Origin of the sequence: Nitrospira sp. (genome assembly GCA_024998565.1) — a bacterium.
In the GTDB taxonomy this organism is placed as follows: domain Bacteria; phylum Nitrospirota; class Nitrospiria; order Nitrospirales; family Nitrospiraceae; genus Nitrospira_A.
This window is the reverse complement of record JACOEM010000007.1, coordinates 1-20,677: the sequence shown is the minus strand read 5'-3', so window position 1 is coordinate 20,677 and position 20,677 is coordinate 1. Positions and strand designations below refer to the sequence as shown.

At 60.8% G+C, this 20,677-nt stretch carries 16 protein-coding genes; 11 read left to right on the top strand and 5 right to left on the bottom strand.

Going from position 1 to position 20,677, the window contains the following annotated elements; all coding sequences use genetic code 11:
• Position 1 precedes the first annotated feature (1 nt).
• The 7 genes from H8K11_12250 to H8K11_12220 all read left to right on the top strand — a co-directional run bounded on the left by H8K11_12250 (position 2) and on the right by H8K11_12220 (position 10,000).
• Positions 2–1,171 carry a class I SAM-dependent RNA methyltransferase gene (locus H8K11_12250; GenBank protein MCS6264518.1) on the top strand — a complete coding sequence of 390 codons (1,170 nt, stop codon included), beginning with the start codon at positions 2–4 and terminating at the stop codon, positions 1,169–1,171.
• Between the two features lie 182 nt (positions 1,172–1,353).
• Complete coding sequence (locus H8K11_12245) at positions 1,354–2,880, top strand: trehalose-6-phosphate synthase (GenBank protein ID MCS6264517.1); 1,527 nt, start codon at positions 1,354–1,356, stop codon at positions 2,878–2,880.
• 36 nt (positions 2,881–2,916) lie between these two features.
• Positions 2,917–5,028: a hypothetical protein gene (locus tag H8K11_12240; protein MCS6264516.1), complete on the top strand. Its 2,112-nt coding sequence runs from the start codon at positions 2,917–2,919 to the stop codon at positions 5,026–5,028.
• A 229-nt stretch (positions 5,029–5,257) separates the two neighbouring features.
• Complete coding sequence (lon, locus tag H8K11_12235) at positions 5,258–7,654, top strand: endopeptidase La (GenBank protein MCS6264515.1); 2,397 nt, start codon at positions 5,258–5,260, stop codon at positions 7,652–7,654.
• Positions 7,655–7,802: 148 nt separating this feature from the next.
• Positions 7,803–8,222 carry a peptide-methionine (R)-S-oxide reductase MsrB gene (gene msrB / locus H8K11_12230; GenBank protein MCS6264514.1) on the top strand — a complete coding sequence of 140 codons (420 nt, stop codon included), beginning with the start codon at positions 7,803–7,805 and terminating at the stop codon, positions 8,220–8,222.
• Between the two features lie 141 nt (positions 8,223–8,363).
• Complete coding sequence (locus H8K11_12225) at positions 8,364–9,515, top strand: hypothetical protein (protein ID MCS6264513.1); 1,152 nt, start codon at positions 8,364–8,366, stop codon at positions 9,513–9,515.
• A gap of 80 nt (positions 9,516–9,595) precedes the next feature.
• Entirely contained in the window at positions 9,596–10,000 is a 405-nt protein-coding gene (locus tag H8K11_12220) for a hypothetical protein (protein ID MCS6264512.1), read from the top strand.
• Between the two features lie 145 nt (positions 10,001–10,145).
• Here H8K11_12220 and H8K11_12215 read toward each other — a convergent pair whose 3' ends face one another.
• The 3 genes from H8K11_12215 to H8K11_12205 all read right to left on the bottom strand — a co-directional run bounded on the left by H8K11_12215 (position 10,146) and on the right by H8K11_12205 (position 12,969).
• A complete protein-coding gene (locus H8K11_12215) occupies positions 10,146–10,895 on the bottom strand; it encodes an outer membrane beta-barrel protein (GenBank protein MCS6264511.1) in 750 nt (249 codons plus the stop codon).
• A gap of 186 nt (positions 10,896–11,081) precedes the next feature.
• Positions 11,082–11,660, bottom strand: a complete 579-nt coding sequence (locus tag H8K11_12210; GenBank protein MCS6264510.1) for a DsbA family protein — start codon at positions 11,658–11,660, stop codon at positions 11,082–11,084.
• Between the two features lie 499 nt (positions 11,661–12,159).
• Positions 12,160–12,969: a cyclase family protein gene (locus H8K11_12205; protein MCS6264509.1), complete on the bottom strand. Its 810-nt coding sequence runs from the start codon at positions 12,967–12,969 to the stop codon at positions 12,160–12,162.
• A 120-nt stretch (positions 12,970–13,089) separates the two neighbouring features.
• On the opposite strand from H8K11_12205, the gene H8K11_12200 reads away from it, so the two are divergent.
• The 3 genes from H8K11_12200 to H8K11_12190 all read left to right on the top strand — a co-directional run bounded on the left by H8K11_12200 (position 13,090) and on the right by H8K11_12190 (position 18,122).
• The gene (locus H8K11_12200; protein MCS6264508.1) at positions 13,090–14,259 is read left to right on the top strand and encodes a ribulose 1,5-bisphosphate carboxylase large subunit; all 1,170 of its coding nucleotides are present in this window, start codon (positions 13,090–13,092) and stop codon (positions 14,257–14,259) included.
• Positions 14,260–14,514: 255 nt separating this feature from the next.
• Positions 14,515–15,861 (top strand): DUF3391 domain-containing protein, encoded by a 1,347-nt coding sequence (locus H8K11_12195; protein ID MCS6264507.1) that lies wholly within the window; start codon positions 14,515–14,517, stop codon positions 15,859–15,861.
• Positions 15,862–15,929: 68 nt separating this feature from the next.
• Entirely contained in the window at positions 15,930–18,122 is a 2,193-nt protein-coding gene (locus H8K11_12190; GenBank protein MCS6264506.1) for a B12-binding domain-containing radical SAM protein, read from the top strand.
• Between the two features lie 132 nt (positions 18,123–18,254).
• Here the strand turns inward: H8K11_12190 and H8K11_12185 are convergent, their stop codons facing one another.
• A complete protein-coding gene (locus H8K11_12185) occupies positions 18,255–18,890 on the bottom strand; it encodes a peroxiredoxin (protein ID MCS6264505.1) in 636 nt (211 codons plus the stop codon).
• 207 nt (positions 18,891–19,097) lie between these two features.
• On the opposite strand from H8K11_12185, the gene H8K11_12180 reads away from it, so the two are divergent.
• Complete coding sequence (locus H8K11_12180; GenBank protein MCS6264504.1) at positions 19,098–19,466, top strand: pentapeptide repeat-containing protein; 369 nt, start codon at positions 19,098–19,100, stop codon at positions 19,464–19,466.
• A gap of 15 nt (positions 19,467–19,481) precedes the next feature.
• Here H8K11_12180 and H8K11_12175 read toward each other — a convergent pair.
• Positions 19,482–20,677: DUF748 domain-containing protein (locus H8K11_12175; GenBank protein MCS6264503.1), on the bottom strand; the 1,196-nt coding region annotated here is incomplete at its 5' end.

Sequence of the window (20,677 nt, the reverse complement as noted above, 5' to 3'; positions counted from 1 at the left end):
AATGGATAGCACAAACCACGCCTTCTTTGCACCCTGCCCTCGCGGACTCGAAGCGGTCCTGGCCGATGAACTCACCGACCTGGGCGCCGCCGACGTCACGCTCACGGCCGGTGGAGTCGCCTTCCATGGCACCCTTGCCCTCTGCTATCGCGTAAATCTGCAGAGCCGCATCGCCAGCCGCATTCTCCTGCGTATTGCCGACGGTTCCTATCGCGACGAACACGATGTCTACGACGCGGCGCACGCCATCCGCTGGCAGGATTGGTTCACGCCGCAACAGCGCATCAAGGTAAAGGTGAGCGCGCACCACTGTCCGCTGAAGAGCCTGGATTTCGTGACCCTGCGCGTGAAGGATGCCGTCTGCGATCGCTTTCAATTTGCGAGGGGCAAACGCCCGACGGTGGATACCCATGCGCCGGACATCCTGATCGCAGTGTATTTGGATGCCTCGACCTGCACCTTCTATCTGGACACCTCGGGCGAGCCACTATTCAAACGGGGTTGGAGGAAGTCGGCGGGCGAAGCGCCGATCAGGGAAAATCTCGCAGCGGGGATCCTGCGGCTTTCGAAGTGGACCGGGGACACGGTGCTCTACGATCCCATGTGCGGAAGCGGCACATTCGTCATCGAGGCCGCCTTAATGGCCCGTCGTGTCGCGCCGGGAATCGGCCGGCATTTCGCCTTCGAAAAACTGCTGTCATTCGATACCCGCCGATTGAACGACCTGCGCACAGAACTCAAGGCGATGGAAATCCCCATCAAGCCGGGCCTGATCCACGCGGCCGACGACAATGCGCACGCGATGACATCGATCAAGGCCAACCTGACCATCGCCGGGAGCGGCGATGCGGTCACCCTTCAACAGGGCGATGTTCTGCAACTCCCCGCTCCGGCTGAAAGCGGACTCCTTGTCACGAACCCGCCCTACGGGCACCGCATGGGAGAGGCGGAAAGCCTGCGCACGTTTTATCCGCAATTCGGCGATCACCTGAAGAAGCATTTTTGCGGCTGGACCGTGCAGATCTTCACCGCCGACTTGAAACTCCCCGGCCAGTTGCGGCTGGCCCCTTCCCGCCGGGTCCCCCTCTTCAACGGGGCGATCGAATGCCGTCTCTTCGAGTTTCGCATGGTCGCCGGCAGCCTCCGGAAGAAGAAAGCGAATGGTGACTAGCTTCTAAGCGCGAATGGCTTATGGCCAATTGCGTGGGGCAAGAGGGCAAGTAGTGAAGCGTCCCTGGTCCGCCGCCACATGTCTCATTCCTGCTCCCAGCCATAGGCACTACGCCGTCAGCGCTGTGGGCTCCTGCCTCCTCGCCGCTTGACAGCGTCGCGAAAGACTCCTATTTTCAGCCTATGAACGCCTCCCACGCGCCGCTTGAACAGCTGCAGCCGGAACAAGATCTTTCCCTTTCGCGCCTGATCGTCGTCTCGAATCGTGAACCATACGAACACCGGCTGGTTAAAAATCATCTGATCTGGGAACGCACGTCCGGCGGCCTCATCTCGGCGCTCGATCCGGTCATGCGGCGGCTCGGCGGCACCTGGATTGCCTGGGGCAGCGGCAAAGCGGATCGGAATGTGGTGGACCAGGACATGGTCGTCGAAGTGCCTCCTGACGCCCCGACCTACCAGTTGCGCCGCGTGTGGCTGGATCCGACTGAGATCAAGGGCGGTTATCAGGGCTATGCCAATCAGGTGCTCTGGCCCCTGTGCCACCTCACGCTGGATCGCGTGGCCTATCGCAAAGCCTTTTGGCATGCGTACCAAGCCATGAATGCGCGCTTCGCGGCAGCTGTCCTCGGTGCATTACGCGGGAAGTCCGGGTTCGTGTGGGTGCACGACTTTCACCTGGCCCTGGTACCCGGCCTCGTCAAAGCCGCGTTGCCGGCCCAGCCGGTGGCAGTCTTCTGGCACACGCCCTGGCCCGGTCCTGATGCGTTTCGCATTCTCCCGGAACGTCGCGAACTGCTCGAATCCCTGCTGGCGAGCGATCTGCTGATGTTCCAGACCCACAACTTTCTCCATTGTTTTGTCGAATGCGCCAAGGAGTTCCTGGGCGTCGACGTCCGGAGCGATGACCATCACATCGAATATAACGGCCATACGACGCGACTCGTGGCCCGCCCGATCAGTGTGAGTTTCCAAGCCTGGTCGGAACGCGCCCGAACGTCGCAGGTCACACGCGCCATGGACGTGTTGCGTAACCTGCATGTCTTTCAGCCCGAGGTCCGCATCGGTCTCGGCGTCGACCGGCTCGACTACACCAAAGGGCTTCTCAAACGATTCTGGGCCATCGATGCCTTCTTCGAGCAGTACCCTCAGTATCGGGGCCGGTTCACCTTTGTGCAGGTGGCCGTGCCGACCAGGGGCGATGTCGAGGCCTATCGCAGTTATCGGGAACTCATCCGCGAAACCGTGAATGACATCAATATGCGGTATGGCAGCATCTCCAACGCAGGCAGTCCTCAGGCTTCGCGCTGGCGACCGATCGAATTCCGGGAAGGCCGCATCGGCATGGACACCCTCGCGGCCTATTACCGGATGGCGGACCTGGCGCTGGTGAGTTCCGTATACGACGGCATGAACCTGGTCGCCAAAGAGTATGTCGCCAGCCAGGTCGACGAGAAAGGCGTGCTGCTGGTGAGCCACATGGCCGGCGCAGCCGAGGAAATGACCGATGCCCTGGTCATCAATCCCTACGACCTTGAGGGTGTCGCCGACGCCATTCGCCAGGCCATCGAAATGCCCCTGGAGGAACGCCGTGAGCGTATGCATCGCATGCGGACTTACCTTGAAGCCCATGACATCCGGGCCTGGTCGGACGACTGCTTGCGCGATGCAGGAATTCTCCCACCCGATGATCGCCCCACGCTTGAATAACCGGCGCCGACACCAATGCGCTTGTGGAGCGGGCCCGTGATCGACACTGCCTCAGTTCCACAGGTCAGCGCATCGTCGCCCGGCCACCCACGGCGCCCGGACCGGCACCGGGCAGACAGCGACCGCTTCCGCTTCCCGGGCCGACTGCTGAACCTGCTCCTCACCGTGAGCCTCTGCCTGGCCGTCGGCGGCTGTGCCAAATTCACGCAGCTGTTTGCCGTCACCCACCCCTCAGACCAACCGGTGGATCGACAACAGCAAGCGATCGTCACCAGGCTGAAAGCCATCGTCGAGCCGGACCTCCAGGACAATCTCAATACGGCGCTCCCGGCGGTTCGGAAGAGCCTGGCCGATCAGACACATAAGATTGCGAAGTTCAAACGCAACCTGGTCCTGCGGACGCTGGCCGATCCCTGGGACGGCCTGGCAGCCGCCGAACAGGCCGGACTATTGGCGGCGACTGCGGCCGAATCGGGCGTCGAAGGACTACCGGCCGTAATCGATATCCTCGAAGGCGGCATGGATCGTACCGGCGCCTCCTTTGCGCCGCTGACCTTTCCGGTCACGCTCGCCACGGAAGATCTCCTGACTTTTCTCACCGACGTACTCGAGCAGGCCTATCAGGACCGCGAACAGGCGCTCCGCCATCTCTCGCCGCAGGACCGGGAGTTCTTGTTCACGCAGGCTCGCCCGCTGGTGGAACATTTCATGCCTCAGGTCGCCCCGCCCGCGCAACTTTCCGACGCCGAAGCCGCGGCCAGATACGCGACCCTGCTCATGCAGCAGGTGGATTACGCCTCGCTCATCAGCGCCGCGCAACGGCTGGCGCGGCTCGGCAACCGGAAATTCCTACAGCAACTCGATATCGCGTTGCACAACCGCAAACCGATCGGCCAGACCGTGCCCGGCATCACCGGAGAGCTGCTCCTAGCTCAACAGACGTCGTACGGGCTGGTGGTGGTGGGAGGCCACGGCCCGAACACCTATGACCTCGAAAAGGGCGCCGCGCTGATCATCGACCTGGGCGGCAACGACACGTATCGTGGAACGATCGGAGCGAGCCCGAACAGCGATCTGGGCAACAGTGTCGTCATCGATCTGAGCGGCAACGATACCTATCAGTCGGCCCCACTGGGCCTGGCCGCCGGGCGCGCAGGAATCGGCATCGTGATCGATCATAGCGGCGACGATACCTATCGGCTGGCACCCGGCTCCGGCGGGGTCGGCCTCGCGGGCCTCGGCATCCTGTATGATGGAGAAGGACAGGACATCTACGAAGGAAACCGGTTCACCCAAGGGGCGGCCTTCGGCGGGGTCGGCTTACTGGTGGATCGCGCAGGAGACGACCGGTATTCCAGCTTCGGCTACGCGCTGGGCTTCGGCGCGCCGTTGGGTGTCGGCGCGTTGATCGATGTATCCGGGAACGATTCCTACGAATGCGGCGGACGGTATGCCAGCGCGTACAATGAAACCGACGCGCCGAATGCGCATCCGCAGGACCCTGCGTATCAATACGATTGTTTCGGGCTTGGAACGGGATCGGGGCTTCGTGTCTTCAGCAAACAAGCGGCCCACCGCGCGCTCAGTCTCGCCGGGGGGTGGGGACTCTTCATCGATCTCGATGGTCGCGACCGTTATCGGAGTGCGAACTTCTCCCAAGGACACGGGTATTTTTTCGGTCTCGGCGTGAAGTTGGATCTGAGCGGTGACGACGAACACCAGGCCGCACGGTATGGTCATGGCACCGCCGCGCACTTCGGCGTGGGCCTGAACATCGATTATCAGGGCAAGGACCGGTACGGCTCCAAAGGTCCCTTTTATAACGGCGGCGCAGCCTGGGACGGCAGTGTCGCCCTCGCCGTAGATGGCGGGACGGACAGCGACTTTTACGATCTCCCCGCCTCGACCGGTTTGGGAATGGGTGACCTCGGGGGATGGGGGTTGTTCATCGAAGAAGGCGGCGCAGATCAATATGCTGTGAGCCGTGGGCTCGGACAAGGCGCTGAATACAGCATCGGCGCTTTTTTCGACCTGGAGGGAAGAGACGATTATTCCTCCGTTCCCCCGCCCGCCAAAGGGACGCGTCCAGAACGGCTTAACGGGAAAACGTTTATTGAAAACGCGGGCAGCCTCTTCATAGACCGATAGCAGAATGGTGGGGAGCAGGAGCTTATAGCGAATAGCTAATAGCTCTCTCATTCCGGTCGCCGCGCCTCCGCTTGGCTATACGCTATTAGCCATTTGCTCTCCTCTCGAAGCCCGGCTTGACTCCCCCTCTCTTGTGGCTATCTTAACCGGTAAGAACGAGCCTGACCGTGCCTTCTGTACCCGACACGTCGCTCTACCCGATGACCATCCGAGCACAGCGGAGGATAAAATGAACGAATCGAATGCCCCGATACTCACGCATCTGCCCGTGCTGCCCTTGAAGCGGACGGTGTTGTTCCCCGGCACGATGATGCCCCTGACCGTCGGCCGGGACCGTTCCATCGCTGCGGTCGAGGCGGCGTTGAAGACCGAAGACAAAACGCTCCTGGTCGTGGCCCAGCGAGATGCGCAAACCGATCAGCCTACGCTGGAAGACCTCTACCCCATCGGCACCAAGGCCGTGATCAAGCAGACGGCTCGAACGCCGGAAGGGCACTACAACATTTTAATCCAGGGGCTGGAGCGGTTCGTGCTGCTGAAGCTCGACCAGCTGGATCCGTATCTCCAGGCCCGTGTGAAACAGCTTGCGCCGCCGAGTGAGCAGAGCACGGAAGTCGAAGCCCTGCATCGGGCTATTCTGGACATCATCACCGAATTGCCGAAACTGATCCAGACTCCCGGCGTGCATGAAGCGGTCGCCGCCCTGGGCACGGAAGAAGATCCCGTGGTCCTGGCCTATCGCATCGCATCCTTGCTGAATCTCACCTTGGACGGCGAGCAGCAATTGCTGGCGGCGCCTACCCGGGTCGATCTCTTGCGCGGGCTCTATGCGGCGCTGTCGCGGGAAGTCCAGATTCTCCAGTTGCGCGACAAGATCACCAGCGAAGCCAGGGAAAAACTAGGTAAGACACAGAGGGAATATCTCCTCCGCGAGCAGCTCAAGACGATTCAACAGGAGCTGGGAGAAGGGAACGGGGAAGAAGATGAAGTCGGCGCGCTGAGAACCAAGATTCAGGAAGCCGATCTCCCAGAACATGTCCGCAAAGAGACGGACCGTGAGCTGGCGCGCCTCGCCAAGACGCCGAGCGCGTCGCCCGAGCATCAGGTGATCCGGAGCTATTTGGAACTGGTGCTCGAGCTGCCGTGGAAGAAGTCCTCGGAGGAAGGACTCGATCTCGCCCATGTCCGTCAGGTGTTGAATGAGGATCACTACGGCATCAAGGAAGTGAAGGAACGCATCGTGGAGCATCTGGCGGTCTTGAAGTTGAACCCGTCCGCCAAGGCGCCGATCCTCTGCCTCGTCGGCCCTCCCGGTGTGGGAAAAACCAGTTTGGGGCAGTCCATCGCCAAGTCCATGGGGCGCACGTTCGAGCGTTTCAGTCTCGGCGGATTGCATGACGAAGGCGAATTGCGCGGCCACCGCCGTACCTATGTCGGGGCTCTTCCCGGCCGGATCATTCAGGCAGTGCGGCGAGCCGGCGTGAACAATCCGGTCATCATGCTGGACGAAGTGGATAAACTCGGACGCGATTTCCGCGGGGATCCCGCGGCGGCCTTGCTGGAGATTCTGGACCCGGCGCAGAACCATACTTTCCGGGACCACTATCTCGATCTGCCGTTCGATCTGTCGAAAGTGTTTTTCATTACGACGGCGAACACGCTGGAGACGCTCTCGCAACCTCTGCTCGACCGTATGGAAATCATCCGGTTGAACGGGTACAGCGAGCGGGAGAAACGGGAAATCGCCCTGCGGTACCTCTGGCCGAGACGGTTGAAGGAGGCCGGCCTGCGAGCCGAAGAAGTGAATCTTCCCGACGCCGTGCTGGACCATATCATCGGCCGCTATACCAGAGAATCGGGCGTACGGCAGCTGGAACAGATGTTGGGCCGCATTACGAGAAAGGTCGCCGTGACCTTCGCGGATCGGCCGGCCGATGCTCCGGCGAGCCCCGTGGACATCACGCAGCCGCTTCTGGACGAGTGGCTCGGACAGGAACGATTCCAGCCGGAAGAGGCGCGAAAGAATCTGCCGGCCGGAGTCGCCACCGGTCTGGCCTGGACTCCGACAGGCGGCGACGTGCTCTATATCGAGACGACCCTCCTGCCCGGCAGTCACGAGCTGACGCTGACGGGACAGTTAGGCGATGTCATGCAGGAGTCGGCACGCGCGGCGCGCAGCTACCTCTGGTCGCATGCCGAGAGCATGGGGCTGGACATCTCGCGCTTCAAACGCAACGGGGTACACATCCACGTGCCGTCGGGTGCGATTCCCAAAGACGGGCCCTCGGCCGGAATCACCATGGCGACCGCGCTGGCTTCGGCCTATGTCGGCAAGCCGGTACGCAGCGACACGGCGATGACCGGAGAGATCAGCCTGACCGGGTTGGTGCTGCCGGTCGGCGGGATCAAGGAAAAAGTCCTGGCTGCGCATCGTGCCGGCATCCGGCGGATCATCCTGCCGAAGGCCAACGAGAAGGACCTGAAAGAAGTCCCGCAGGAAGTGCGCGATGAACTCACGGTCATTCCAGTGGAACGGATCGAGGAGGTGCTCCCGGCGGCGTTCAATCAGGATACGGCGTCCTCACCCGAACGCGGCGAACCGTTGGCGAGCGCGACCGCCTCGTAAGCTATGGGGCCCCGGCGAACAGCCGGGGCCCTTCACTTCGGGCTCCCGGTACATCCACTCGCCTTGCCCTTCCGTAATCACTTATGTCAGGATTAATTGTCTGTTCGACCTGTGCGCAGGTCCTGCCACGAGGTGAAGGAGATCGCCCATGCCGCCCAAAATTGAAATCGGGGACATCATAAAAGTGACCAAGACCGACGACGAATGGAAGAAACTGCTCTCGCCCGCGGCCTATCAGGTCCTGCGGCATGAAGATACGGAACGGGCCTTTACCAGTCCGCTCCACGAAAATCACCAGACGGGCACCTATTATTGCGCAGGCTGTGACCTGCCCGCCTATTCCTCGGAACATAAGTTCGATAGCGGCACCGGCTGGCCAAGCTTCTGGCAACCGATCGACCCCAAGGTGGTGGAGAAACGTACGGACTCCAGATTTTTCATGACGCGGGTGGAAGTTCACTGCGCCCGCTGTGGCGGCCACCAAGGACATGTCTTCGATGACGGTCCCAGACCTACCGGCCTCCGCTACTGCATCAACGGCGTTTCACTGAAGTTCGTTCCGGCCTGATTGCGATGTCCTATGTCGGCCCGGCACAGGACGCAGGCCGATCATTACGACGGCCACCGCTTCACCACTGTAGCCTGGCGACGCACCTTGCAATTTGTCGCTGAACCCTCCTAGACTGCGCATGCCATGGCGTACTGCTCTTTGATACGACCGCTCCTGGGCCTCCTCGTGGCCGGGACTGCAGTGCTCGGTTGTTCACAATCCTCCGACGTGATCTCATCTAGTCTCAATGCCTGCTTGATCGTCACAGAGGCCGAAGTCGAATTGGCTATCGGCACCCCCGTGACGCCGGGCCTGCGCCAGAATGATCGCCAATGCCTGTACCAGGCGAAGCGTAATCCCCAGGAAACCGTGACGGTGGAACTGAACCCCGGTCCTGACGGGGACACAAAAACTCTGTTTCACGATCAGCGTTCAAAGGCCGGTCACCAACCGGTTCCAGGAGTCGGCGACGGCGCCTTCACCCTGCGGTCGCCTATCGGCGGGATTCAGCTGACGTTTCTGAAAGCCGATGCGCTGGTCACCCTGTCGCTCTCGTCCTCGAAACAACCCAACGCGCAGGCGGCCGTGACCAACCTCGCCAAGGTCGCCGCGACGAGACTCGGCGGACCCCTTCGCACCGGTCCGGCGGCGTCAACCGAGCCAGGGTTGACCGCCACTCCTTCCCAATGGGCCGGTGATTGGTATGGTTGCCCACCCGTCGGATTGATGTATGGCAAAGGCCATCTTGCGCTGAGCGAGGGCGGCACCTGGTCCCTCACGACTGCCGTATTGATGCCGGGCACCGTGACCGCAGACCGGGGACGCTGGCAGGCGGAATCCTATCAAGAGATCCTGCACGGAACCTATCAAGTGGCCGGGAGCGACCGCTTCTCAACCACCGGCATTCTGAGTGTCACCTGGGACAAACTCGCCAAGAATCAGGGGCCGAACAAGTTCGACCCGCTGCTCTGGCAATCATTTGCGGCCGTCCCGCGCAAGGTCGCCGTCAAGCGGTTGCCGCCGGTCGAGCCCTCCCTCGTAGGCACATGGGAAGGCTCCGCCAAGTTCGTCGATCGACAGGAAGAATTCGTCTGGACTATTACGGCGGCGAACGTCTCGGAGTTCTACAGGGCGACCTCGCAGTCGGGTCGCGTCGAGAAGGAGCAGGACCGGTTTCGCTTGATCGTCCCCCAAAGCAAGACGCCACCCATGTTTGTACGGGTGTTGGCGCAGGACAAGCTGGAGCTGACCGACAACAGCGGCACGGTTTCGCAATGGAACCGGAATGAGAAACTGCTTCCACGTTGTTGATCGCACGATTGACCTCACCAGCGACGCCCGCTCGCGCCCCTCGGCTTGACGCGTTTTTCTCTGCTCGTTAGACTGTCTGTATGACACGCCTCCTCATTGCGACGCTGCTCTGCGTTGCACCGCTGCTCCTGGCCCAGGAGGGTCATGCAGCGCCCCGCGACGTACCACGCCCCCTCGAAGCGGTCGAATCATTCGAGGGGACAACTCCTGACAGCCTGCTGCGCGGCCTTTACGACCAGGCTCTCGGCGCCTTACAGGAATACATCGAGATCGAAGGAAGCCTACCGGAAGATGGTGAGACACAGGCACGAGGGGGAGAGTTTCGGCTCAAAGTCTTTCCTCAGGGGAAATCCCGTTCGCAGGAATATCTGAGCGCCGAGGGATCGTTCCGCCTTTCGCCCGACCCCGGGCAGCAGGAGTTTTCCCTCCGTTTCAAATCCTTCAAGCGCCCGTCGGCGCCTCAAACGAACGGCGACATCATTTAGCCCGCGGCGTTCTGCCTTCATCCAGAAGCCATACGCTCTTCTTTCCCGCCATCAGCTATCAGCTCGGATGCCTGCTGAAATGCGCCTCACGATGCACGCTTCACGGATGCCGAGAATGCCGTCGGCAGACCAGGTCCACAGCCGGCTAGAAGGTAAAGCCGATGCCGCCGGAGATAATGTGTGCTCGATAGTTCATGGTGAATGACGGACCGCGCGCACCGCTCGCGACTTCACTCTCCCACTGATAATTCGCCACAAAATATTTGTATTCCGTAAAGAGGAACATGCGTTCAGTGACGTTGGCGCGCACCCCGCCGAGAAACTGATAGGCGAAGGCGCCGTCGGCGGCATTCTCATGCACCGTGCCGATAGTGCTGTGCTGGAGATTCAAATCCCGCGCAAACCCTCCGGACAACCCTGCACCGATGCCGATATACGGTTGAACCGTCTCGCCGGGGTACCGCAGCAAGACATTCGCCATGACGTTGATGGACTGGAGACGGAAATTCGCGCTCCTCGTCACACCGCCGGTCGTGGCCGAAGGCGCATTGACCTTGCCATCGAGTCCGGACAGGTCCGCCTCCAATCCGACGAACCGGCCGGCAAACGCGGGAAATATTCCGACTTTCAACCCGCCTCCCAACCCGCCCTGCACGTCGGTATTCGCGAAGGGATCCTCCTGCAGCCTCACCGGACGATTCAGCGGCCGGCTTCCCTGGAGATAGACACTGACATAGAACTCGGTTTTCTCCCCGGCCTGTGTGGCCTCGGGAGATGTTGCCAGAGCCTTGGCTGCGCCGGGAGCCGGTTCCGCTGCCGACGCAACGGCATGATGTGTCTCGAACAACGAACAGCTTAATATGAACGCGGCGAGGAACCATTGCGCTGATTTCATGGGTCACTCCTGTGGGCTAAACGGCCTAGCAGAACTACTCAGCTCTGCAATAGGCCACTCATACCACGGGGACTCTTGACGACAAACTGATTCGGCAGTTTCTGCAGTGAGGTGGGAACGCGTGAGCCAACCGGTTACGTACCGGGATACGCTCGATGATCGGCGGAAGGCGGATCGAACCAGGCGCTATTTCCCGGAGAGAAATTCTTCGAGGACATCCGCCGGCATCAGGCCGACGAGCAACGTTCCGTCCGGGCGTTGCAGGAGCGGCACGCCTTGATGATCCGCCTCAGCCCACTGATCATTCCAGGCCCGAAGAATCGCATCTACGGTGGTGGCCTCTGTGCCGACAATCTGCGCGGGGGCAAACCCCTGACGTTCGGCCTCCCGCTGTAGCACCATCTCATCGGAGAGATCCTGGCCGTCCACCCAGAACGACCGATACAACGATCGCACAAACTCCCCGCCCCGAAGCGGGTCAATGTGAAGCGCGCGCGCAGACGCGGCAATCGCCCGCCCGGTATTGGGTTTTCCCGGCGGCACAGCGATCGGCAACTCGGGCGCGAGCCGGCGGACCATCTGCACCTCCTGCTTCAATTCAGCTGCCAGGTGCCCTGCCCACCCAGCCATCGGGACCGGCAGATGCGGTGCATGCTGGACCCCCTGCCAGGAAATCCGATCCATTACGCCAAATGAATGGAGGCGTTCATGCATCGCATAACAAAAGGGACAGTTAAAATCGCTGTACAACCGAATGCGGCTCATTTCATTACCAGGTCAAATCCGCTGGAGTGGCAGTCCCTCCAGCGACATCTTCCAATAGACTGCTGGACACCATATTAGCGCTTTCAAAAAACGAAAGAGCGCAGAACTTGAGACGATGAGAAGTGAAACCCGGAGGATGGTCAAAAAGGCCGTCCAGCGAGGCCGCAGCAATGCGAGGAGGTGAGGCGTACCCTTGCGGTACGTTGAGCCTCGGAGGTTCACGACGCGCTGAATAAAGCGCGTCACGTTTGTGAACGCCGCCGAGACGGTGAGGCGGCAGTGTCTTGCGAGAACGAAGCGGGCGGGCTTTTTCACCATCCTGTCAGACCGGATTATTCATGAATTCCGTCGCGAGGCGTTCGAGACGGAAGCCCGTCGAGGCTTCTCGCACGTAAGGCCGACGCAGGCGTACTGGCAGTCCGTCGAGGAGGCCGAACGAGAAAAGCTTCGCCGGGCAATAGGATCGGACGACGGAGCAGGTATCCATGAATAGTCCGGGCTAAGGAAGAATGGCGATGATACGAACCGGCGCCCCTGTTCCATCGGCAATTTTCATCGGGAGCGCCATAACCGTGGCACCCGAGGCGGGGACTTCATCCAGTCGCGCCACATTCTCCAGCCCATAGAGGCCGGCTCCGTTCACGATCCGGTGCACCACAAAATCCTGCGAGGGACCATAATCGATGCTGGCTGTATCAATTCCGATTCCGGAGATATGTCGTTCCGTCACCAGAAACTCCGCGACTTCCTGTGAGAAACCCGGGAAATGTAGCGACGTCGGCACATCCGGCGTGGCGCTGCCGAAATACCGTTCACGATCCTTCCAGTACACACCCCATCCCGTGAGCACCAGGACAATGGCCCCCGTCGGAATCCTATTGTGCGCAGACTCCCATCGATGGATATCCGACAAGGAGAGTCGATAGTCGCGATCTGCCGCCACCGCAGCGCGAACATCGATGACCACCGCAGGGCCGATGAGGCGGTCGACCGGAATGCCATCGATTCCCGCTTGCCCCTGCGCAAAATGAACGGGCGCATCCATGTGCGTTCCGGCATGCTCGGACAGCGCCACCTGCCCTGTGGCGTACCACTTTTCCGTCGGCGTACCTCCCCGTTCGGTCGAGTCACGATGAAAGGGAGGATTGGCAGGCCAGACTTGAGTGGTCTCATCGAACGTGTAGGTCAGGTCCACGAATCGTTGCGCCGCGTCGGCGGCACTCCAGCCACTCAGCACCATCACCAGGACCCATCGACCCGCAACCGGCACTCGCATCATCCACGGCCTGACTTGTTGCTTTGGAACCATCATCCACGCTCCCATCACCGGCCTCGTACGACAACCTGCTCAGAACGCCCCACCTATCGAATCAGGCGAAAATACGGTACCCTCTCCTCCTCGCGCAGTGCAACTAAGAAGAGACGGGACATGCCGAACCATTCAAGTCGGAATACCGATCTGCAATTTTCAGGAGAGCGCTTTTCTGTGGAGTATCGTCTGCACGGATCGGCTGCCGATGCACGCAGGCGGGCAGACCTGCTCTGCATCGACCAGACGGTCGAAGCGGCCGATCATGTCATTCCCTCCGGAATCATTCGAGATCAGCTTCTGGGTCGGGTGATTCAGCTTGAGGCAATCACCCCCGAATCTCACCGCGCCGTGATCAGTTTCCCCGTCGAACTGCTCGACGGGACCATGAGCGCGCTCCTTCACATGATCATCGGCATGGCCGGCCTGCAGGGACAGATCCGCGTCACGGACCTCTCATTGTCCGATGCGGTCGCGTCCCGGTGGACGCGGCCTCGATACGGCTCGCGTGGCCTCCGCGACCTGCTGCGAGTCCCCCGACGTCCGCTGATCTGCGCGGTATTGAAGCCGCTCGGGTATTCTCCACGGCAGCTGGCTGAGCTGGCCCACGAGTTCGCCCTGGGTGAGGTGGATCTGATCAAAGACGACCAGAGTCTGCGCGATCATACTTTTTGTCGATTCGAGGAGCGGGTCGCCCGTTGCGCCGAAGCCATCGCCAAGGCCTCGCGCCAGACCGGAAAACGGTGTCTCTATGCGCCGCATATCTCCGGCCCCTGGCCCTCGCTCGTGGAACAGGCCGCCAAGGCAACGCAAGCGGGCGCGGGTGCGCTCCTGCTCTGTCCCGGCCTGACCGGCTTTGACGCCATGGCGTCCCTGGCTCAGCTTTCCTCATTGTCGCTGCCCCTCCTCGCCCATCCGGACTTTCTCGGAAGCCACTATGTGACGTCGGACTGCGGCATCGCTCCCGCAGTTCTGTTCGGTCTTCTCCCGAGGCTGGCCGGCGCCGATATCACCATCTACCCGACCTATGGCCTGAACTACCCGATATCGGAAGAGGACTGTCGTCAGATTGCCGCGGCATGCCGGCGAGCACTCGGTGGCTGTCCCCCCATTCTCCCGACCGCCGCAGGAAGAATGACCGCGTCGCGCATTCGCGAGATGATCACCCTCTACGGTTCGGACCTCGTCTTTATTCTCGGCAGCGACCTACGACGAGAGCCGACACACATCCACTCTGCCTGTCTGGATTTTCTTCGCCTTGTCGAAGCGGAGACATGCGCATCCCCCTGATACTGCTTCGCACACTGAAGGAGATACCTCCTATACTATTGATATTACGCATATAACTGAACCATCACCAACAGGCATCTGATGCAAATCCAGGAGCCTGATTCGACCTGCACCGAGCACAGGGCCACTCGTAATATATGCCGATACATCCGCCGGCCCCTTTGTTTATCAAGTTTCTTCTGCTCCGGTCCGATATAGCCCATAGCCTGAAGTGCTTACGTATCGACCGACGGGTCCCGTGCAAAAGAAACACCCATGGCGCTGCTTCGAACCTCAGACGAAACATCCAAACTCGACACGTCCGACACCTTGGTGCTCCGTCCGGAGCATCTCCGCCTGGGCATGTATGTCGACCTGAATTGCTCCTGGTTCAAGCATCCCTTCCCACGCCGGTCGTTCAAACTCACCTCCCAACATCAGATCACGACAATCAAAGGCCTTGGATTGGCCACCGTATTGGTCTACCCGCGGGAATCGGACCCGGAGACGGACGAAGAGGGCAACGCAATCCAGCCGACTCCTTCGTCGAGCGGCGTTTCGGAAGCGGCCGCGCAGACCCGCGCAGCCGAGGCCGGCGCCGAACCGGAGGCTCCGACCCCGGCCGAAGAAGAGCAGCCCACCCATGGCGACTACCACCAGGCGGTCGAACTCGCCTCCACCGCCTATCGGCAGATGCTGGATCAGAGTTCGCAGATGATGAAAAACCTCGTCAGCGGATCAGAGGAGGGATTGCGGCACGCGCAGTCCATGATCGGCGGGCTCAGCACGCTCTTGACCAACACGGAAGCCGCCGGCACGGTCGCAAGCGCCTTCGACCCGGAAGAGATCGCCAACGCCAACCTGTTGCATGCCCTCAATGTGGCGACGCTATCCATGATCGTGGCGCAGCAATTCGACATCGACCAGGAGGCGCTCCAACTGATCGGCATGGCCGGACTGCTCCTCGACGTGGGTGAGCAACGCATCCCGCGTCACATCCTGCAGAACCGTGCCCGTCGTTCAGAAGTCGAGAATGTGAAATATCAGCTGCATCCCTACCTTGGGGTCGAGATGCTCAGACGATTCCCCGGGTTTCCCGAGGAAGTGCTGGATGTCATCCGCAGCCACCATGAACGGCTCGATGGGTCCGGCTACCCCGAGAAACTCAAGGGCGACCAAATCTCGCTCCCCACCAGGATCGTGAGCGCTGTGGACCACTACGAGGCGCTCGTCAATAGCTTTCATCCTGAAGACGCCCTTTCGCCGTCGGAAGCGTTGGCGACGATGTACAAGCATCAACAGCGACTGTTTTCGCCGGAAGTCCTGATCGCGATGATCCAATCGCTGGGCGTGTTTCCGCCCGGAACCGTCGTGTCGCTGACCGACGGCTCGTTCGGACAGGTGCTCAATATCAATTTCAAATACCGTCTCAAGCCCCTCGTGCTGCTGCACGACCAGGCTGCCCCCGCCGATCAACCCCACACCATCGATCTCCAAACAGAGCCGGAACTCAGCATTCTTCGGGCTATCCCGAGGGGCGAGTTGCCGGCGAATGTGGTCGAGTACTTTCGCATCAAGCGATGGACCGGCTACTTCGTCCAATCGTCCATGCGCGCCGCCTAGCCCAACCGGGCGCCTCGTCCCGAGCAGACAGCTGGCAGCGCCGGCCTGCAGTATGGTATCTCCCTCGCATGGCCAAGCCACGCGTCCTCCTGGTTATTCCTCCGTTGACCCAACTGAATACGCCCTATCCTGCGACCGCCTACCTAACGGGATTCCTGCGTTCACGGGGATATGAGACCGCGCAAGCCGACCTCGGCCTCGAAATGGTGTTGCGCCTCTTCTCTCGATCAGGGCTGGAACGGGCGTTTACCCGCATCAAGCAGACGGATCGGCCGTGGCGAGGGGAAGTCCAACAGATCCTGGCCCTTGAAGACGCTTATCTCCAAACTATCCAGCCCGTGATCGCGTTTCTCCAAGGGAAGGACCCGATGTTAGCTCCCCACCTCGCACGCCCGGGATTTCTTCCGGAGGGCCCCCGTTTTGCCGCTGATCGTCGGCCCGGAGAAGGATCGCTCGCAGCCTCGCCGACGGACACCGCCCGGCACCGCGCCACGCTGTACATTGAGGACCTCACGGACCTCCTCCAGAGTACCGTGGCTCCCCACCTGTTTCTCAATCGTTACGCCGAACAGATCATGCAGGCCACCTCGTCATTCGACCGGATCGAGGACGCTCTGACTCGACCGCTCAGCCTCACGGACGAATTGCTGCTCGAGGCGCTCCGGCCTCATCTCCACCGGACCGTACCCGATGTCGTGGGCCTCACGATTCCCTTTCCCGGCAATCTGTTCGGCGCGTTGAGGATTGCGCAGGCGATCAAGGCACAATCACCACATATCGTCGTTGTCCTGGGCGGCGGATATGTGAACACCGAACTGAGACGACTCGAAGACCCACGACTGTTCCGGTACGTGGATTATGTGACGCTCGACGACGGGGAACGCCCCTTCCTCTGCCTCCTGGAACACCTGGCGGGCGGGCGGCCGGAGCCCCTGCTCCGGCGGACGTTTCTCTGCAGAGACGGGCGCGTCATATTTCGAGACGGCAGTCAGGAACCGGACATTCCAATGCATGAGCTCGGCCGACCGACCTATGCCGGACTCCCGCTGACCGATTACCTCTCGATCCTCGACAGCCTGAACCCCATGCATCGGCTCTGGTCGGAAGGCCATTGGAACAAGTTGACCGTGGCGCACGGCTGCTATTGGAAGCAGTGCACGTTTTGCGATGTCGGGCTGAACTATATCTCGCGCTATGAGATGACGCCGACCGACGTCCTGATCGACCAGATCGAGGCGTTGATTCAAGAAACCGGGCAACGGGGCTTCCATTTCGTCGATGAGGCCGCACCGCCGGCCGCGCTCAAATCCCTGGCCCTTCGCCTGCTGGAAACCGGCCTGACCATTTCCTGGTGGGGGAACATTCGATTCGAAGAGGCGTTCTCCCCCGATTTGGCAAGGCTGCTGGCGGCATCCGGTTGCATCGCCCTCACCGCCGGGCTCGAAGCCGCATCGGATCGCTTGCTCGAACGGATGAAGAAAGGGATTACGGTAGACCAAACGGCGCGGGTGGCGGCGGCCTTTCGCCAGGCCGGCATCCTGGTGCATGCCTATCTCATGTACGGGTGTCCCGGCGAGACCATCGCCGACACGGTCGATTCACTGGAACGTGTGCGGCAACTGTTCGCGAACCATCTGCTGCAGTCCGCCTTCTGGCACAAATTTACGGCCACCGCCCACAGTCCCATCGGGCTCAACCCGGCCGCGGAAGGCCTCACGATCCTCGGCCCGACCTTCGCAGGGTTTGCCGAAAACGATCTCCGCCACGCCGACCCCAACGCCACCTGCCCACCCTGGCTCGGCGAAGGCCTGCGCGCCGCCTTGCTCAACTACATGGAACAGGCCGGATTCGATATTCCGGCCCAACGCTGGTTCTCACATCGGGTGAAACCGCCTCGGGTGACGAAGACCTGGCTCACGCAGGCGCTGGCGACTTCCTCCGACGTGCCACTGACCGCCGAACGACGTTGCGTCTGGATCGGCGGCCGGCCTGTGATCGCGGCAACCGGACGTACCCGCACCAGGATCATCCTCCCGACACGCACCGAAGATTTTACGATCAGCCTGGCGTCTCCGCACACCGAATGGTTGCTCCGCTTCCTGCACGCATCGACGCCTTCGCCCCGCCGGACGAATCACGACTACCCCCGTCTCGCCGAAGTCCGTGATCACTTTCCGGTCGCCGGCACGCGCGGATTCGACCGATTCAGCAGGAGCGCCGCCTGGCAGTCGATCCGCCAAGCGGGCCTCCTCCTGGTCTGATCTCGTGATTCCTGCCCTGTGACGCCGCTTCTCCATCGGCGAACTTTCCCATCACAATCGGCGGCAAAGTAGAACGGGGGAGGCAGGCTCATAGCCGCCTCCCCCGTTCATGACTACTCGTCGAAGCTCGCGCTACTTATTGGGCTGCGGAGTCAGCCGAAGATAGGGCTTGATCGATTTGAAGCCCTTCGGAAACAGCGTCTTGGCTTCGGCATCGTTCACCGCCGGCGTGATGATGCAATCCTGCCCGTCCTTCCAGTTCACCGGGGTCGCCACCTTGTATTTCGCCGTCAGCTGCAGGGAATCCACCACGCGCAGCAATTCGTCGAAATTCCTCCCGCAGGAGGCCGGGTAGGTCAGCATCAACTTGATCTTCTTATCCGGCCCGATCACGAAGACCGATCGCACGGTCATGCTATCCAGCGAGTTCGGGTGGATCATGTCATACAGATCGGCGACCTTCTTCTCCGGGTCGGCAATGATCGGGTAACTGACCGTACAATTCTGAGTTTCGTTGATGTCCTTGGTCCAGCCGCGATGCGAATCCAACGGGTCCACGCTGATGGCGAGAATCTTGACGCCACGCTTATCGAACTCCCCTTTGATCCTCGCCATATACCCCAATTCCGTCGTGCAGACGGGGGTATAATCCTTCGGGTGTGAAAACAGAATCCCCCACCCGCCGCCCAGCCATTCATGAAAGTTGATCGTCCCTTCCGTCGTCTCAGCTGTAAAGTTTGGGGCATCGTCGCCCAATCGTAGTCCCATGATTCCCTCCTTCGATGTCAGGTCTGACTTGGTGATGGCACTGCGTAAGAGAGCAGAAAGACAGGGTTAGAGTACCGTTTCTCGTCAGTCCGGCGCAAGCGGAAGCTTACGAAGCATGCGCAACCCCGGAGCCGGGAGAAACCGCCTGCCCCCTCAAGTTTTCACTCACGTATCCGATAAGAACCTCAGGTGCCACAGGAGGAGCGCATGGAGAACACCACACCACCCGCCACCGGACTCCGGATCTCCAACGATCCTATGTACCGCTTGCTTCGCGAGGGATGCATCAAGGAGTTCAACGTCAAACGGGCGGGAGGCGAGCCGGTCGACCTGACCCGCTGCGATTTGCGGGGCCTCGACTTACGTGGGCTGGAGGCGGATGGATTGGACTTCAGCGAGTGTTACTTTCGGCAAGCCGATCTTCGAGGTATCGATTTCCGCAACGCGAAGCTCGAAGGAGCCAGCATCAATGCGGCCAAGATTTCCGGGGCCTACTTCCCGATTGAATTGAGCGCGAGTGAAATCGAGCTCTCACTGCTGCACGGGACGCGAATGCGCTATCAGCCGAAGCTCTGATCCTCTCCAGACCGCTCAACCGCCCGTCAAATTCAGCCTGACCCGAACCTGTTTTCCCTCTGAAGGCGCCAGCTCCGCGTCAATCAGGAAGACGCGATCCTCGGGCAACCCGCCCTGCTCAATCAGATGCTCACGAATGGCCCTGGCGCGTCCTTGCCCCATTTGGCGCAATTCTGAGTCCTCAACCGTCATCGCCGGAGAAAGCTGCTGTCGCAGTTCGTCGGCCGTCATGACCCGTTCGACGAATTTGCCCCCCGGAAGCTCTTCACGCTTCATCGGTTGCTTTCCCAACTTCTCCGCATAGAGATCGCTCAGAAGTTCAAACTCCCGCGAGGGCGAGGGCACAGCCTGCAGATTTTTGGTTCCGCCCTGAGTAAACCGTCGCTGCACCTCGGCCCCAATTTTCTGCAAGGCCAGGGCTTCGCGGTCTCGCGCAGGATCGGCCGCACCCGCCACATCCACCCGCAACGCCGGTCGTTCCTGGAGTGCCTTGGCAATCGACTCGATCTTTCGCTGTTCTGCACTCTCCAACACCTCGCTGCCGGCCATGAAGTCGATGAACTGCAAGTCTTCACCGCCGCCGCCGACAAGGCCTCCCAGGGCCGAAAATGGAGAGGTCGCCACTTTGGTGATCAGATTGACCAACGCATTCAACACCACCCGGCCATAGCGAAAATCCGGCTCGTTCAAATCACCGCGCACCGGCATATCGATATCGATCCGCCCCCGACGGTCCTTCAACAACCCCACGGCCAGCCGAACCGGCAGGCTCGTGGCATCCGGACTGTCGGTTTTCTCTCCGAAGGTCAGCTGATCGACCAGGACCTTATTCTCCCCTACCAGTTGCTGCTTCGACACCTGATACATCAGATCGAGAGAGAGCTTGCCCTTGGTGATCGGATAGCCGACATACTTACCCGCGTAGGGCGACACGGCCGTCAGGTCGACGCCCTTGAACAGGAAGGTCAGGTGCGTATACGTATCCTCGCTGAGGGGATTGATCTGCCCCTGAATCTTGAGCGGTGCCACTTCGTCGACGGTCCCGGTCAACGCCACCTCCGCCTTTGCGATCTGCTTTGAAGACAGGCCCTTGATCGTGCCGCTCAGGTCTTGAATTCCGGTGGTGACAACCGGTTCGATCGACTCGTCGATGAACATGGCCGACAATTTTGACAATCGCACGACATTCACGTCGATGGGGGTCGGAGCCG